Raw genomic sequence first — 15734 nt, forward strand, 5'->3', positions numbered from 1 at the left:
ACATAAAAAAGAAACATCTTCGCTAAAAAAAGTATAATTTCTACATTTTATGTCAAATAACGGATGAGGAACGAATGTAAGAAGGGTTGAATATTGTAAAAATTAGCGTGTATAAGAAGGTTTTTTTCTTAAGGATGCGAATACAATTAAATGGTATGAGTTTTAGGATGGAGAGTGGAAATGTTGCGTTTTGTAACGGCGAAGAAAGAAGAGAAGGTATTTGTAGGTATTGTAGATGAAGAGGAAGAAAAAGTATTACATTTAAGAGAAGCGCAAAGACAAAAAGGGGAAAAGGTTACTATCCCAATTACCATGTTAGAGTGTATTGAAAGAGGAAGCGAATGTCTTGAGAAAGTGTGCGACATTGTAAATTGGGCGAAGGAAAATGCGGGATCGGCGTATTATCCGTTAGCAGAGGTGAAAATATTAGCACCGATTCCAAGGCCGAGAAAAAATATTCTTTGTGTTGGAAAGAACTATCGTGAGCATGCGGTAGAAATGGGTGGAGTAGAGTCGATCCCTGAAAATATAATGATCTTTACAAAAGCGCCAACAACAGTGATCGGAATTGATGAGCAAATTAATGGTCACCCTCACGCAACGAATGAACTAGACTATGAAGGAGAACTAGCGATCGTTATTGGTAAGCGAGGGAAACAAATAAAAATAGAAAAAGCTCTTGACCATGTTTTTGGATATACAGTTATAAATGATGTAACTGCTCGGGATATTCAAAGGAAACATAAACAATTTTTCCTAGGGAAAAGTTTCGATACATTTTGTCCGATGGGACCGTATTTAATTCATAAATCAATGGTTAGAACGCCGAATGAATTACACATTGAAACAGTGATAAATGGAGAAGTAAGGCAAACTTCAAATACGAGAGAAATGATTTTTTCAGTAGAAGAAATTATTTCAACTATAAGTAAAGGCATGACATTAGAGCCAGGAGATATCATTGCAACAGGGACACCAGCTGGTGTTGGTAAAGGTTTTACACCACCGAAGTTTTTGCATGCTGGTGATGAAGTTGTTATTACAGTAGAGGGAATTGGTACGCTAAGAAATATAGTGAAATGAAAAAAGAGCTATCTTGTGAAAAGATAGCTCTTTTTTATGGGCGTGGATTAATGGAGTAATCTATAATGGCGAAAATATACAATCCGATTAGTGCTAAAGTGCAAATTCCAATTAGCATAACTGCAAGTGCGCTTCTTTCGCGGCCAAAACCGATAATTGTAAGGAAAACAGCAGTCCAAAATGATGTTTTAAGTAGTGTGAATGTATTAGGAGTTGAATAGTGATTGAGTAACGTCGTAGATAATATGAAGCCGATGAATGTAATAGAAATAAAAATTGTAGCTAAATAGTTAATGTGTTTACCGTATTTCAACAGCATACAGTTCCCCCTTTTTACAGAAAACAGAATATTCAATTTTATTTTAAGGTAAATTACTAAAAAATGAAAGAGGTTGTCCTATATTTTAGGACAACCTCACTATTATTAAGATAGTACAGCTTTAATTTTTTGGAATGCCCACTCTAAATCTTCTTCAGAGATTACTAGAGGTGGTGCAATACGAATTACGTTTTCGTGTGTTTCTTTACATAATAGCCCAGCTGCTTTTAGTTGTTCACAGTAAGGACGAGCTGGCTCGTTTAATTCGATACCGATGAATAAACCTTTACCACGAATGTCAGTAATCATTGGGTTATCAATTTCTTTTAATTGCCCAACTAGTTTTTCTCCTAATTGAAGAGAACGCTCTGTTAATTTTTCTTCTTCTAATACTTCAAGAGCTGCGATAGAAACAGCACATGCAAGTGGGTTACCACCGAATGTAGAACCGTGAGAACCTGGCTCGAATACGCCTAAAATGTCGCTGTTTGCTGCAACACAAGAGATTGGGAATACGCCGCCGCCAAGTGCTTTACCAAGTATGTACATGTCAGGAGTTACATTGTCCCAGTCGCAAGCAAATACTTTACCAGTACGGCCTAAGCCTGTTTGGATTTCATCTGCTACGAATAAAACGTTTTCTTTTTTACATACTTCAAAAGCTTCTTTTAAGAAACCAGCTGGTGGGATGTTAATTCCTGCTTCACCTTGGATTGGCTCTAAAATGAATGCAGCTGTATTTGGTGTAATCGCAGCTTTTAAAGCTTCTAAATCACCGTAAGGAATTACAATAATGCCAGGAAGCATTGGACCGAAGCCGCGCTTGTACTCTTCGTTTGATGACATAGAAACAGCACCCATTGTACGTCCGTGGAAGTTATCTTCACAAACGATGATTTCTGCACGGTTTGCCTCTACCTTTTTCACATCGTAAGCCCAGCGACGAGCTGTTTTAATTGCAGTTTCAACAGCCTCTGCGCCTGTATTCATAGGAAGTACCATATTTTTATTTGTTAGTTTCGCAACTTTTTCGTACCAAGGACCTAATTGATCACTATGGAAAGCACGAGAAGTTAACGTAACTCGATTAGCTTGGTCAATTAAAGCGTTAATGATTTTTGGATGACGATGACCTTGGTTTACTGCAGAATATGCACTTAGTAAGTCCATATAGCGGTTTCCTTCAGGATCTTCTACCCAAACGCCTTCTGCTTTAGAAATAACGATTGGAAGTGGATGGTAGTTATTTGCTCCGTATGTGTCTGTAAGTTCGATAATATCCTTAGTTTGAATCATGATTGTTCCCCCTTTTGTTATTACAAGAAGTTTGTAAATACTCTAAATATTATAGCATTTAAATATAAAAAAGCGAAACATTTCCTGAAAATAAATGAACATGTTATCATATAGAGTGAAAAAGTGTGAAAAGAGGAGGCAGGGATACGATGGTACATATGCATATTACAGCATGGGCGTTAGGTTTAATTTTATTCTTTGTGGCGTATTCACTTTATTCGGCAGGAAGAAAAGGTAAAGGTGTACATATGGGGCTTCGCCTAATGTATATCATCATTATTGTGACAGGATTTATGTTGTACATGAGTATTGTGAAAACAGCAACAGGTAGCATGCACATGTGGTACGGCATGAAAATGCTAGCAGGTATTTTAGTAATCGGCGGCATGGAAATGGTTCTTGTAAAAATGAGCAAAAACAAGGCAACAGGGGCATTTTGGGGACTATTTGTTATCGCACTTGTAGCGGTATTTTATCTTGGCTTGAAATTACCGATTGGCTGGCAAGTATTTTAATTAAAAATAAAACCACCTTATAATCTCAAATTTTTGAGGGATAAGGTGGTTTTTTCTTTATGTCGCATCTATATGTAACTCTTCTCCGTTTGCTTTCGTAAAACGGAACATGTTTTTATTTGATGTAGCGTGACGAACGAAATGGTGCTGTAATGTACAAATCATCTCTTCGTTATCGAATAAAAGAATATTTACTCCTTCGCATGCTTCCTCTTTTGGTAAGAAGGATAAATAATTATGACAATACATGCAATCATATAAAGAGTAATGAAGCGATTGCAATGATTCGGTTAATAATGTAAAGACAGAGTCGGGTAACTCCTCAAGCCATTCATTATAGCTAAGAAGTAATTTTTTTCGAATTCGTATCATCTCACCATTTTGCAAATGGTGCTGTTCGTTGGCGATTTGTAATACATCTTGTTCATAGAAGCGGGCTGGTAGCCAATTGTTGTTATACAAAAGTTCAAATCCATCTTGGATAATATCTTCTAATAAAAATGCTTCATCATTTTCATCATCAAAGAATACCCATTCATTGTTTATATACTCTACATTACCGACTGTATGAGCGCGAGGCTGATTATATAAAATATGTTTACGTTGTATCATGCACGATTTCTCCTTTATGAAAAGTAGTTATTCTTGTTATGGACAGTTCGTACGTTCTTTATAACTAGACACACCTAAAGAGAGGTGGGCATACAATAAAACACGCTTTACACTGTGAAACTGCTATTCCATATATGAATAGTTAGTTATCGTCAAGTTTGTTGTTTTTATGTATCCGCACTCATAGGGTGGGGATTACTGCACGTTCAGAAACAGATATTAGATTAGGAAGGATGATTCTTATGTGCGGGATTACAGGATGGGTGGATTATAAGCGCTCATTAGAAGGGGAAAGGGACGTTGTGACGAAGATGGCGGAAACGCTAGCGAAACGCGGTCCGGATGATAATAAAGTTTGGATTAAAGGGAACGTTGCATTTGGGCATAAACGGTTAATCGTTGTAGATCCTGAAGGTGGTAAACAACCGATGACTTGTTTGAAAGATGAAACTAGTTATGCGATTTGCTATAACGGAGAGCTTTACAATACAGAAGATATTCGCAAAGAGTTATTAAGAAGAGGTTATACATTTAAAGGGCATTCCGATACAGAAGTACTATTGGCCTCTTATATCGAATGGAAAGAGGAATGTGTCGATCATTTAAACGGTATATATGCGTTTGCAGTATGGGATGAACAGAAAGAGCAAGTGTTTATTGCAAGAGATCGATTAGGTGTGAAGCCGCTATTTTATAAATATGATAGCGGACGATTATTATTTGGTTCAGAGTTAAAAGCGATACTGGCGCATCCAGATGTGAAGGCGGAAGTAACGTTAGAAGGTTTGTCAGAAATATTCGGCCTTGGACCATCTAGAACTCCTGGGCACGGCATATATGCTGGTATTCAAGAACTGCGCCCGGGTCATGCAATGACGTTCTCGAAAGACGGTTTATGCATATGGAGATATTGGAATGTGGAAAGTAAAAAACATGAAGATTCATTTGAAGAAACAGTAGAGAAAACTCGTTTTTTATTAAAAGATGCGATTACGAGACAATTAGTTTCTGACGTACCACTGTGCACTTTTTTATCAGGTGGTGTAGATTCAAGTGCTATAACAGCGATAGCTGCAAAAGAGTATGAAAGAGCAGGGAAAGGTCAATTGCACACGTATTCTATTGACTATGAGGATAACGAAAAATACTTTAAAGCGAATGCATTTCAGCCAAATTCAGATGCACCATTTATTAATTTAATGACGGAGACATTTCAAACAATTCACCATCGCTGCGTCATTTCAAATGAACAACTAGCGCAGTATTTAACAGAAGCGGTACTCGTTCGCGATTTGCCTGGTATGGCAGATATTGATTCTTCATTATTATGGTTTTGTCGTGAAATAAAACAAGATTTTGTCGTCGGTTTATCTGGAGAATGTGCAGATGAAATATTCGGTGGTTATCCGTGGTTTTATAGAGAAGATGATTTACAATCAAGTGCATTTCCGTGGATGCGTTCTACAGAAGCGCGCGAACAACTTCTAAAGAAAGAATGGAGAAATAAATTAAATTTACAACAATATGTGCAAAGGCGCTATGAAGAGTCCATTCAAGAAGTTCCTATTTTAGAGGGAGAAAGCCTATTAGAAGCGAAGCGACGACAATTATTTTATTTGAATATGGTATGGTTTATGACAACATTATTAGACAGAAAAGACCGTATGAGTATGGGGGCAAGCTTAGAAGTACGCGTTCCATTTGCGGACCATCGACTTGTCGAATATGCGTGGAATATTCCTTGGGAAATGAAAATGTATAAAAACCGCGAAAAAGGTCTATTGCGTAAGGCGTTAGAAGGATTACTTCCAAATGATATATTGTATAGAAAGAAAAGTCCGTATCCGAAAACGCATAATCCGCACTATACGAAAGCAGTAACAGTATGGCTACAAGATTTATTAACGGATAAAGGCTCAATTTTGCATGAATTGTTCGATAAAGAGCAACTTAGTGGAATCATTCAATCAGGCGGAAGTGCATTCCAAACGCCTTGGTTCGGTCAATTAATGACAGGGCCACAACTTTTAGCGCATTTAGCGCAAATTCATGTTTGGTTTAAAGAATATGGGGTAAATATTAAAGAATAGGGAAGGGCGGCTTACATTTGTGTGAGCCGCTTTTTTTATTAAATACATTGTCAAATAAAATTTAAAGTCATATTATAAACAATACTTATTTAGAATTATTATTTTGACGTACTTATTATTACTTGTTATACTTGGAAACGAATGTTCTTGAAAAAGATTCTCATTTTCAAGGTTGAGGTGTTACATAGATGACAAAGAAAAAATAGGTTTACTCATAATGGCTTATGGAACACCAGAGTCGTTAGAGGATGTAGAGGCGTAGTATACACATATCCGTCATGGGTGTAAGCCGTCTGAAGAAGCACTCCAAGATTTAATTGGATGTTATAAAGCAATTGGTGGAATTTCACCGCTTGCGAAAATAACGAAAGAGCAGGCGCATAAATTAACAGATTCAATGAATAACATATTTACAGAGTGTGAATTTGTTTGTTACTTAGGTTTAAAGCACATTGCCCCATTTAGAAGTTTTACATGACAATGATTACGAATGTAAAGTTGTAACTGATGAATTAAATGCCGCATATTTTAGACCAAATATGCCCAATTCACAATCTGTATTTATTGATTGCTTAGCTACAATTTTTTCCAAAAAAATGAAGGGAATAGTTGACAAAGATTTAATTTTGAATAATAATTAGTTTATAATAATTTTAAATAAATAATAATTACTACGAAAGAAAGAGGAGGATCCCCCTAGATGAATCCAAATAATCGCTTAACAACAAACCAAGGTGCTCCAGTTGGAGACAACCAAAATTCTCGTACAGCTGGTCGCCGTGGACCGGTATTGTTAGAAGACTATCATTTAATAGAAAAACTTGCACACTTTGATCGTGAACGTATTCCAGAGCGTGTTGTGCATGCACGTGGTGCAGGTGCTCACGGTGTATTCGTAACGAAAAACAGCATGAAGCAATATACGAAAGCGGCGTTTTTACAAAATGAAGGAACTGAAACGCCTGTATTTGTTCGTTTCTCGACGGTTATTCATGGTCAAGGTTCTCCTGAAACAGCGCGTGATCCACGTGGTTTCGCCGTTAAATTTTATACAGAAGAAGGAAACTATGATATCGTAGGTAACCATTTACCAGTTTTCTTCATTCGTGATGCAATTAAATTCCCTGACATGGTGCATTCTTTAAAACCAGCACCTGATACAAATGTTCAAACACCAGATCGTTACTGGGATTTCATGACGTTAACTCCAGAATCTACACATATGATGACATGGGTATTTTCTGATTATGGTACACCGGCAAATTATCGCGAAATGGAAGGGTTCGGTGTCCATTCATTCAAATGGATTAATGCAGAAGGTAAAATTGTTTACATTAAATACCATTGGAAACCACAGCAAGGTGTACGTAATTTAAATGCGAAAGAAGTGCAAGAAGTACAGGGGAAAGACTTCAACCATGCAACTCGTGACTTATTCGATGCGATCGAAAAAGGAAACTATCCGAAATGGGATTTACACGTACAAGTAATGCAACTAGATGAAACGGATTCTTTAGATTTCGATCCACTAGATCCAACGAAAGTATGGCCAGAAGATCGTTTCCCATTAATTGAAGTAGGGACAATGACGTTAAACCGTAACCCGAAAAACTTCTTTGCGGAAGTAGAACAAGTGGCATTCTCTCCAAGTGCAACTGTAAATGGTATTGAACCATCGGAAGATAAATTATTACAAGGTCGTTTATTCTCTTACCCAGATACACAGCGTTATCGCCTTGGTGCAAATTACTTACAAATACCTGTAAACTGCCCATACGCAGCTGTTCATAACCAACAACGTGATGGTGCGATGCAAATAAATCAAAACCCATCTACAATAAACTACGAACCGAGTCGCCATACTGAAAATCCAGTTGAAGACCCGACTTACCGCGATTCAACTATGAAAGTAGAAGGCTATGTATCTCGTGAAAAAATTGACAAACCAAATGACTTCAAACAAGCGGGTGAGCGTTATCGTTCATTCTCTAAAGAAGAGCAAGACAACTTAATTGCGAACTTAACAAATGATTTAAGAGATGTAAATGAACGCACAAAATTACTAGCTATTTGCAACTTCTTCCGTGCAGATCATGAGTACGGCATGCGTTTAGCAGGGGCATTAAATGTTGATATTACGCAATATGTAGGGAATGCTCCGAAATAAAGTGAAACTTTAATCAGTGGGGGTCATTCCCCACTGATTATTAGCCCTCACCAATCGGGCTTTTACGGGCAGTTGATCCTTCACCTAACTTCTTTGCTTTCGCTGAATTTTGAGGTGGGGGATCTTACTGCCCGTTAATGCGGGATAAATAGGAAAAGACGACTGAATTTCAGTCGTCTTTTTTTATTTTACTTGGAGCGTTAGGGGGTATTCTTCGCTCCTGTCCTTTCGGAATTTGTTGGTAAATCGATATATTTAAAAAATCGTTGATATATCTACATTGATACTGGGCTGGGTATATCACCGAGTGCGATAAAAAAGAGATGGAATCTACTATTAATAGATTCCATCTCTTTTTATTTAATTTACTCGCTCAGTATACTCATAAGCTTTCTCCCCATGCATTGAAATATCAAGCCCCATTTGTTCTTCGTGCTCATCGACGCGAACAGGGAGGAAGAAGTTAATGGCTTTAATAATGGCGTACGTCATTATGATCGTGAATGCATATGTTGCTCCGATTGCTATAAGTTGTTTGAAAAGAAGTGCAGCATTCCCGTAAAATAATCCGTTAGCGCCATCACCGTTTACAGTAGTAGTTGCAAATAGTCCAGTTGCGATACCGCCCCAAGTTCCTCCGATGCCGTGACATCCAAAGGCATCAAGTGTATCATCGTATCCGAATTTGTTTTTTAAGAAGAAGACAGCACCGAAACATAATATACCGCCAATTGCTCCGATAAGAAGAGCGGAGAAAGGTGTAACGAATCCACAAGCCGGCGTAATTGCGACTAAACCAGAAACAACCCCGCAAGCAGCTCCCATCGCAGTCGGCTTTGATTGGAAGAACCATTCAGAAAGCATCCAAGTTAGAGCTGAGGCAGCGGCGGCTATATTTGTATTAATAAATGCAGTTAAAGCTACGTCATTTAAAGATAATGCGCTACCGACGTTAAAACCGAACCAGCCGAACCAGAGTAAGCCTGCGCCTAACATTGTAAATGGTAAATGATGAGGAGAGGTACCGCTTATGTTTTTTCGTTTTCCAAGGAAAATAGCTAATACAAGACCGGCAACGCCAGATGTGATATGAACGACATTACCGCCAGCGAAGTCTAACGCGCCGAGTTCTCTCAGCCATCCACCAACGCCCCATACCCAATGAGCGACGGGATTGTAAACGATTGTTGTCCAAAGAAGGATAAAAATAAGAAAGGCAGAAAATCGCATTCTTTCGGCGAATGCACCTGAAATTAAAGCGGGAGTTAAAATGGCGAACATGAGTTGGAACATCATAAATAAATTGTGAGGAATAGTAGATGAGTAGTCTGGATTTGGTGCGTAGGTAACTCCGTTTAGACCGAACCAATCGAGAGTGCCGATAAGTCCGTGCCAATCTGGTCCGAATGATAAAGAATAACCGATAACAATCCATTGAATCGAAACGATAGCCATTGCGCTATAACTGTGCATGGTTGTACTGAGTACGTTTTTACTGCGAACCATACCTCCATAAAAAAGTGCCAATCCTGGTGTCATCAACATGACCATTACTGTCGTTACAAAAATAAAAACTGTATCTCCCGTATTCATTCTCTCTCCTCCTATGATGTTAGAAAAAATAACATCTATTTGTTATGTTTCATATCATATTCGAAATGAAAAGAAAAATCAACTAAAAATTCAGAAAACTTTTAAGGTGATGTTAGAAAATCTGACATGATGTATTTTGGAGGGGCGAAATCAACGTATGCGATTTGTTTCAAAAGTTGGTATAATATTCTTACAATTGAAAGTTTGGGGGATGCGTGTGAGAAAAATATGGACTAAGGAACTATTCATTTGTTTTTGTTTAGCTGTCATTTTGTTTGTACCAGTACATACTTTTGCAGAAGAAAAAAGGGAATGGCGAGATGAAGTTATATATTCCATTATGATTGATCGCTTCAATAACGGAGAACCGAAAAATGACAAACAGTTGGACGTTGGTAATTTAGAAGGGTATCAGGGCGGGGATATACGAGGGATTATAAAAAGATTGGACTACATAAAAGAAATGGGATTTACTACTATTATGCTTTCGCCGCTTTTTGAAAGTGAAAAGTATGATGGATTAGGCGTTCGAAACTTTCAAAAAGTAAATGAACATTTCGGAACAGAAAATGATGTGAAAGAACTTGTAAATGAGGCTCACAAAAAAGGAATGAAAGTTGTCTTTCAATTTCCGTATGAAGAAAATGAACAACAATTAATAGACTCGATGAAATGGTGGATAAAAGAAGTCGATTTAGACGGAAGTTATGTGATACATAGTGAAAAAAAGCCGCGTGCTTTTTGGGATGAAGTGCAAAAGGATTTGCAGAAGGTAAAAAAAGATTTTCGCATTATGACAAAGGAAGAGAATGAGTACTATAAAAAAATAGTGGAGTCATTTTCAAAAGCAGATATGTCTGTGAAACCTTTATACGATGTGAGTAAAAAAGAAGAGGAATTCGCTACGTTTTTAGATAATCAAGAAACAAAGCGATTTGCGCGTATTGCAAAAGAAAATATGTATTACCCGCCGTCTCGTTTAAAACTAGCACTCACTTACTTATATACATCCCCGGGGATACCGAATTTTTATTACGGAACTGAAATCGCATTAGATGGAGGGGATACTCCAGATAATAGACGATTAATGGATTTTAAATCGGATGAAAAGTTTATGCAGCACATAACGAAGCTAGGTGAACTTAGACAAACGAGGCCATCTTTACGACGTGGTACGTTTGAACTTCTATATGATAAAGCTGGAATGAGTATATTAAAACGAAAGTATAAAGATGAAGTAACATTAGTAGCGATTAATAATACGAAAGAGACGCAAAAAGTTTCCTTACCTGTAAGTACAATTGGTGAAAAACAACAGTTAAGAGGATTGTTAGAAGACGAAATTATAAGAGAAGAAAACGGGAAATTTTATCTTGTTTTAAAGCGCGAAGAATCGAATGTGTATAAAGTTAGCGAAGAAACAGGTGTGAATTGGTTATTTATCTCCTTAATCGTTGGTGTGAACGTATTATTTATTGCTTTTTTAATTGCGGTTAAAAAGAAACGAAAATGAGTAACTCTTTTCTTTAGTAGTCTGCCTAAAGTTCAAGGTGAGGTGAGATGTTTGAGGAGAAAGAAGTTGTTCGCTCTATGTTTTTGTCTTCTTATCGTATTCGTAAGTTTGTATTCTTGGGACAACGGTGACGATGGGGAATTTGTTCAGTGGGGCGATAGTGTTCATTCTGTGGATACAGCGGTTCTTAAGAAAAATAATATTAAATACAAAATTGAAAATGATAAAGTGTATATTCGAGAAAAATCATTTGATAAAGCAATAGGGTGCTGTTCTTAATAAGTAGAAAACCTCCTCTGAATAGAGGAGGTTTCTTTTTAGCGGTAGTTAATGAACTGTACGTCGATTGGTAAGTCAACGCTGCGAACGGCTGCGATTACTGCTTGTAAGTCATCACGGCTTTTCGCTGTTACGCGTACTTGGTCATCTTGCACTTGTGTTTTTACCTTTAATTTCATTTCTTTAATGATGTTGTTGATTTTTTTCGCGTTATCTTTATCGATACCTTGTTGCAGAGTTGCACGTTGGCGAACAGTGTTACCAGATGCAGCTTCAACTTTTCCGTAGTCCAAGTTTTTAATTGGAACGTTACGTTTTACAAGTTTAGAAATTAGAACGTCTTTTACTTGCTCTAATTTGAACTCGTCATCAGAAGTTAAAACAAGTACTTCTTTTTCTAATTTAATATCACTTTTACTACCTTTAAAGTCATATCGGTTTTGGATTTCCTTTAATGCGATGTTAATTGCGTTTGTTACTTCAGGTAATTCTACTTTCGAAACGATGTCAAAAGAACTGTCTTTTGCCATAGTTAGCACCTCCAAATAAATTTCTATCTTTTAATGCGCCTAAATAGGCTATGTAATATACATATTAAAGTATAGCGGAAAATACAACGATTAGATAGAGTGTAGCAATTTAAGTGTTTTGACAGATCATCTGTAGGGTAATATAGTCCATAAAGTCTTTATTTAATTATAGTGAATTTTGGGCAGTTGGACAAATAAAGGAAAAATCGTGTTATAATTAACTTTTGTTTGGAATGATAAAAAAGATAACTTTATATATATAGAAGGGAATTAAAAAATATGTATTTGCAATTAGGATCGATTGAACAGGTAACTGTTTTACGCGAAACGGAAATCGGATATATGGTTGGAAACGAAGAGGAAGAAATCTTCCTACATAAAAACGAATTAGCTGGAGAAATTGAAGAAGGCGATACGATTGATGTATTCTTATACCTTGATCACCAAAATCGTATTTCAGCAACAATGAAGGAACCAATTATTACAACGCATGATTGGAATTGGGTAAAGGTTGTAGAAGTTATTCCTAGTTTAGGTGTGTTTGTTGATATTGGTGTATCAAAAGATATACTAATTCCACTTGATGAGTTTCCAATTTATATGCCAGTATGGCCTCAAGAAGGCGACGAATTATATTGTACGTTAAAATTAACGAATCGTGATCGTTTAATTGCTCTTCCGGCAAGAGATAGTGATATGCAAGAAATTATCGTAGATGCAACGCCATCTATGCGTAATAAAAACGTAAATGGACGTGTGTATCGCTCACTTCAAGTTGGTTCATTCATACTAACAGACGAGCATTTCCGTGCTTTCTTACACCATACAGAAAGAAAAGAGCAAGTCCGTATCGGTGAGCGCGTAACAGGCCGTATTATTGACGTGAAAGACGACGGTACAATTAACATTTCACTTCTTCCTCGTAAAGAAGAAGGAATGGAAGGTGACGCTGCAGTAGTTTATGAATATATGGAAGAACGAGGCGGAGCGATGCCGTTTTGGGATAAGAGCCACCCAGAAGACATTAAAGAACGTTTCAACATGAGTAAAGCTGCATTTAAGCGTGCACTTGGTAAGTTGATGAAAGAAGAAAAGGTCTACCAAGAAGAAGGCTGGACTTACTTTAAAAAATAAAGTGGACTAAAAAGAACTATCTTTTCTCTGAGTTTATTAGGGGAGGGGATAGTTCTTTTTGCGTTCAGCAAAAATTGAGAGGGGGAGTAAGAGAATCGTTGGAAGAGGAATATTTTAAAGAATATAGAAAGGATAGATTTATATGATATATATATGAGAGTAGTAAAAGCTTTGAAAAAATGCTTGAAAATATGATGCACTCTCAGCAGTCTAAAGAAGACTTAATAGATGCGCTAATTGAAATGGAGGTAGAATTAGATCATATCAATTGGCATTATAAAAGCTTGAAGAAAAAGTTAAAAATGTTGATAGAAGATTAAAAAAGCACGATCTTATTTTTTTCAATAAGATCGTGCTTTATTTTATTTCCCTTTCTCAAAAAAGATGAGAAAATGTATCTTTCAAATCACTATCATTTATTTTAATATCCGCCTTTTTTAATTCATCTTGTAATAATTTTTGACCGAAGGAAGGGTCGGCAATACGTTCTTCTTCTAAGTCTTTACGTATAGAGTCTTTCGCTTCATCGTAAGGTTTTAAATCTTTTTTATCAGTTAGTTTAATAATGTGATAGCCGTTTGGTGATTTTACAGGATTGCTAATTTGGCCGGGCTTTAATTTGTAGGCAGCTTTTTCAAATTCAGGTGTCATTTTGCCTGCCCCGAAGTATCCGAGGTCTCCGCCATTATCTTTTGATGCTAAATCTTGAGATTCTTGTTTTGCTAATTCTTCAAATGAAGTGCCGGTATCTAATTTCTTCTTTATTTCTTTCGCTTCATTTTCGTTACTTACTAAAATATGACTAGCTTTAATTTCTGGTTTATAGTGGTCTTTCACATCTTTTTCTGTAACGCTTTGTTTAATCGCTTCATTCAATGCAAGTTTGAATCTAATTTGATTTTTGAAATCCTCTTCATCTTTTAAACGATTATTTTCTAATGCTGCTTTGAATTGTTCTCCATATTGAGCTTTTGCTTTTTCTACTTCTTTATCCACTGCATCATCAGATACTTTATATTTTTTAGTAATAACATCTTGTGCTATCATTTCGTATAGTGTGTCTTTTCCGTATCGATCTTTCAATTGTTTTTCGAAATCGCTCTTCGTAATGGTTGAGTTTGTTGTTGTAGCGATTGTGGCCGAGTCATTTTTTTGTCCGCAAGCCGATAGCATTAATATACTTATTAGTGCAGTTATAATGAATATACTTTTTCCTCTCATGCTAACACCTCATCCGAATATGTTATCGCTATTGTAGAATATAGAAGTGAACATGAAGTGAATTTTCAATGTTTTTTTCCTGTGAAATGTAAAAAAAGTACATCAACATTAACGTTGATGTACGATGTAATCAAAGGTGATCAGTTTTCTTAGAATATGCACGTTTTCCTTGCTGAATATTTTTTTGCTCTTGTTCATTTTTTTGAGTGCGCTTTGCATTATTGTCGCGTGCTTTTTTGTCGTTATCGCTCGTATGTGGCATATGTATCAACTCCATTTCTAAACGTTGTACGTTTATCATTTCCTTTTTCGTAAAGACTATGTATAGCGGGGCATTTATGAATAATAAAGTGAAACTTTAATCAGTGGGGGGTCTTCATCCCCCGCTGATTATTAGCCCGCACCAATCGGGCTTTTACGGGCAGCTGGTCCCCACCTAACTTCTTTGCTTTCGCTGAATTTTGAGGTAGGGGTCTTACTGCCCGCAAATAGCGGGGTAAAGGTGGATTAGAAATGGATTTGAAGCTGAATTATACTGAACTTATTAAGAAGTTAATCGTTGTAATTATTGCAGGTTTATTAAATGCAATTGGAATGAATTTATTTTTAACACCAGCGAAAGTATATGCTAGTGGTTTTGCTGGATTGTCTCAATTATTATCGCAAATATTAGGTGACTTTTTATCCATTCATATATCTACGGGTGTATTGTTTAGTTTATTTAATATTCCCGTCGTTATTTTAGCGTGGAAAAAGGTTGGAAAGGCTTTTACATTTTTTAGTTTTCTCTGTGTTGTATTTATGACTTTGTTTTTAGAAATTATCCCAGTTAGAGCGGTTTCGAATGATATCATATTGAATGCGATTTTTGGTGGTATTATTTCAGCGATTGGGGTAGGGATTGCTTTAAAGTGGGGTGCTTCTACAGGTGGCTTGGATATTATCGCCATGATTTTATCAAAGATAAAAGATAAGCCTGTCGGTACGTATTTTTTCTTCTTTAATGCACTTATCATTATCGCTGCTGGCTATGTGTATGGATGGGAAAAGGCATTATATACTTTGGTTACTTTGTATGTGTCAACGAGAATTATTGATGCGATTCATACCCGCCATGTGAAGATTACGGCATTAATTGTTACAAAGAACGGGGCAGATGTGCGAAAAGCAATTCACTCTCGCTTAGTGAGAGGGATTACAACCATACCAGCAACAGGTGCTTATACAAATGAAAATAAAGAAATGTTAATGATTGTTATTACTCGTTACGAGTTGTACGAATTAGAGAGAGTTATTAAACAAGTGGACCCAGGTGCATTTACAAATATATTGCAAACGGTCGGTGTGTTTGGATTGTTTAGAAAAGATTAAAGAGGACCAAA

The 15734-nt window shown here is 36.7% G+C and carries 15 protein-coding genes and 2 pseudogenes; 10 read left to right on the plus strand and 7 right to left on the minus strand.

Annotation, left to right across the window (positions count from 1 at the left end; all coding sequences use genetic code 11):
- The first annotated feature begins 180 nt into the window (after positions 1 to 180).
- Entirely contained in the window at positions 181 to 1083 is a 903-nt protein-coding gene (locus QUF93_RS08020) for a fumarylacetoacetate hydrolase family protein (RefSeq protein WP_002116966.1), read from the plus strand.
- Between the two features lie 34 nt (positions 1084 to 1117).
- Here the strand turns inward: QUF93_RS08020 and QUF93_RS08025 are convergent, their stop codons facing one another.
- Complete coding sequence (locus QUF93_RS08025) at positions 1118 to 1402, minus strand: hypothetical protein (protein ID WP_289358412.1); 285 nt, start codon at positions 1400 to 1402, stop codon at positions 1118 to 1120.
- Positions 1403 to 1507: 105 nt separating this feature from the next.
- Positions 1508 to 2698, minus strand: coding sequence for an ornithine aminotransferase (gene rocD / locus QUF93_RS08030; protein WP_000616664.1), 1191 nt, complete (start codon positions 2696 to 2698; stop codon positions 1508 to 1510).
- 149 nt (positions 2699 to 2847) lie between these two features.
- Here rocD and QUF93_RS08035 point away from each other — a divergent pair, with 149 nt between their 5' ends.
- Complete coding sequence (locus tag QUF93_RS08035; protein ID WP_098768734.1) at positions 2848 to 3213, plus strand: YisL family protein; 366 nt, start codon at positions 2848 to 2850, stop codon at positions 3211 to 3213.
- A gap of 57 nt (positions 3214 to 3270) precedes the next feature.
- Here QUF93_RS08035 and QUF93_RS08040 read toward each other — a convergent pair whose 3' ends face one another.
- Positions 3271 to 3825: a DUF2777 domain-containing protein gene (locus tag QUF93_RS08040; RefSeq protein ID WP_289358413.1), complete on the minus strand. Its 555-nt coding sequence runs from the start codon at positions 3823 to 3825 to the stop codon at positions 3271 to 3273.
- A gap of 242 nt (positions 3826 to 4067) precedes the next feature.
- On the opposite strand from QUF93_RS08040, the gene asnB reads away from it, so the two are divergent.
- The 3 genes and pseudogenes from asnB to katB all read left to right on the plus strand — a co-directional run bounded on the left by asnB (position 4068) and on the right by katB (position 8082).
- A complete protein-coding gene (gene asnB / locus QUF93_RS08045) occupies positions 4068 to 5915 on the plus strand; it encodes an asparagine synthase (glutamine-hydrolyzing) (protein WP_289358414.1) in 1848 nt (615 codons plus the stop codon).
- A 271-nt stretch (positions 5916 to 6186) separates the two neighbouring features.
- Positions 6187 to 6556: pseudogene (locus QUF93_RS08050) on the plus strand (hypothetical protein).
- Positions 6557 to 6615: 59 nt separating this feature from the next.
- Positions 6616 to 8082 carry a catalase KatB gene (katB, locus tag QUF93_RS08055; RefSeq protein WP_289358415.1) on the plus strand — a complete coding sequence of 489 codons (1467 nt, stop codon included), beginning with the start codon at positions 6616 to 6618 and terminating at the stop codon, positions 8080 to 8082.
- Between the two features lie 360 nt (positions 8083 to 8442).
- Here katB and QUF93_RS08060 read toward each other — a convergent pair whose 3' ends face one another.
- Positions 8443 to 9675, minus strand: coding sequence for an ammonium transporter (locus QUF93_RS08060; RefSeq protein WP_289358417.1), 1233 nt, complete (start codon positions 9673 to 9675; stop codon positions 8443 to 8445).
- 157 nt (positions 9676 to 9832) lie between these two features.
- On the opposite strand from QUF93_RS08060, the gene QUF93_RS08065 reads away from it, so the two are divergent.
- Together QUF93_RS08065 and QUF93_RS08070 are read left to right on the plus strand one after the other, a co-directional pair.
- Positions 9833 to 11188, plus strand: a complete 1356-nt coding sequence (locus tag QUF93_RS08065; protein ID WP_289358418.1) for an alpha-amylase family glycosyl hydrolase — start codon at positions 9833 to 9835, stop codon at positions 11186 to 11188.
- 51 nt (positions 11189 to 11239) lie between these two features.
- On the plus strand, positions 11240 to 11467 hold the full coding sequence (locus QUF93_RS08070) for a hypothetical protein (RefSeq protein ID WP_289358419.1): 228 nt from the start codon (positions 11240 to 11242) through the stop codon (positions 11465 to 11467).
- Between the two features lie 38 nt (positions 11468 to 11505).
- On the opposite strand, the gene QUF93_RS08075 is transcribed toward QUF93_RS08070, so the two are convergent.
- Positions 11506 to 11997: a YajQ family cyclic di-GMP-binding protein gene (locus QUF93_RS08075; RefSeq protein WP_289358420.1), complete on the minus strand. Its 492-nt coding sequence runs from the start codon at positions 11995 to 11997 to the stop codon at positions 11506 to 11508.
- 279 nt (positions 11998 to 12276) lie between these two features.
- Between QUF93_RS08075 and QUF93_RS08080 the strand changes: the two genes are divergently transcribed.
- Both QUF93_RS08080 and QUF93_RS28855 read left to right on the plus strand, forming a co-directional pair.
- Positions 12277 to 13131 (plus strand): CvfB family protein, encoded by an 855-nt coding sequence (locus QUF93_RS08080; protein ID WP_289358421.1) that lies wholly within the window; start codon positions 12277 to 12279, stop codon positions 13129 to 13131.
- A gap of 129 nt (positions 13132 to 13260) precedes the next feature.
- Positions 13261 to 13451 (plus strand): annotated as a pseudogene (locus QUF93_RS28855) (hypothetical protein); the annotation flags it as partial.
- Positions 13452 to 13506: 55 nt separating this feature from the next.
- Here QUF93_RS28855 and prsA read toward each other — a convergent pair.
- Complete coding sequence (prsA, locus tag QUF93_RS08090) at positions 13507 to 14352, minus strand: peptidylprolyl isomerase PrsA (RefSeq protein ID WP_289358422.1); 846 nt, start codon at positions 14350 to 14352, stop codon at positions 13507 to 13509.
- Positions 14353 to 14482: 130 nt separating this feature from the next.
- Complete coding sequence (locus QUF93_RS08095) at positions 14483 to 14614, minus strand: DUF3941 domain-containing protein (protein ID WP_001120851.1); 132 nt, start codon at positions 14612 to 14614, stop codon at positions 14483 to 14485.
- Positions 14615 to 14865: 251 nt separating this feature from the next.
- On the opposite strand from QUF93_RS08095, the gene QUF93_RS08100 reads away from it, so the two are divergent.
- Positions 14866 to 15723 carry a YitT family protein gene (locus QUF93_RS08100; RefSeq protein ID WP_289358423.1) on the plus strand — a complete coding sequence of 286 codons (858 nt, stop codon included), beginning with the start codon at positions 14866 to 14868 and terminating at the stop codon, positions 15721 to 15723.
- Positions 15724 to 15734 lie beyond the last annotated feature (11 nt).

The sequence above is a fragment of the Bacillus hominis genome (assembly GCF_030348325.1).
GTDB lineage: Bacteria > Bacillota > Bacilli > Bacillales > Bacillaceae_G > Bacillus_A > Bacillus_A hominis.

Bases quoted from the DNA above. Each gene is read 5' to 3' on its own strand.
- QUF93_RS08020 (WP_002116966.1), top strand. From the start codon at position 181: ATGTTGCGTTTTGTAACGGCGAAGAAAGAAGAGAAGGTATTTGTAGGT.
- QUF93_RS08025 (WP_289358412.1), bottom strand. From the start codon at position 1,402: ATGCTGTTGAAATACGGTAAACACATTAACTATTTAGCTACAATTTTT.
- rocD (WP_000616664.1), bottom strand. From the start codon at position 2,698: ATGATTCAAACTAAGGATATTATCGAACTTACAGACACATACGGAGCA.
- QUF93_RS08035 (WP_098768734.1), top strand. From the start codon at position 2,848: ATGGTACATATGCATATTACAGCATGGGCGTTAGGTTTAATTTTATTC.
- QUF93_RS08040 (WP_289358413.1), bottom strand. From the start codon at position 3,825: ATGATACAACGTAAACATATTTTATATAATCAGCCTCGCGCTCATACA.
- asnB (WP_289358414.1), top strand. From the start codon at position 4,068: ATGTGCGGGATTACAGGATGGGTGGATTATAAGCGCTCATTAGAAGGG.
- katB (WP_289358415.1), top strand. From the start codon at position 6,616: ATGAATCCAAATAATCGCTTAACAACAAACCAAGGTGCTCCAGTTGGA.
- QUF93_RS08060 (WP_289358417.1), bottom strand. From the start codon at position 9,675: ATGAATACGGGAGATACAGTTTTTATTTTTGTAACGACAGTAATGGTC.
- QUF93_RS08065 (WP_289358418.1), top strand. From the start codon at position 9,833: ATGCGATTTGTTTCAAAAGTTGGTATAATATTCTTACAATTGAAAGTT.
- QUF93_RS08075 (WP_289358420.1), bottom strand. From the start codon at position 11,997: ATGGCAAAAGACAGTTCTTTTGACATCGTTTCGAAAGTAGAATTACCT.
- QUF93_RS08080 (WP_289358421.1), top strand. From the start codon at position 12,277: ATGTATTTGCAATTAGGATCGATTGAACAGGTAACTGTTTTACGCGAA.
- prsA (WP_289358422.1), bottom strand. From the start codon at position 14,352: ATGAGAGGAAAAAGTATATTCATTATAACTGCACTAATAAGTATATTA.
- QUF93_RS08095 (WP_001120851.1), bottom strand. From the start codon at position 14,614: ATGCCACATACGAGCGATAACGACAAAAAAGCACGCGACAATAATGCA.
- QUF93_RS08100 (WP_289358423.1), top strand. From the start codon at position 14,866: ATGGATTTGAAGCTGAATTATACTGAACTTATTAAGAAGTTAATCGTT.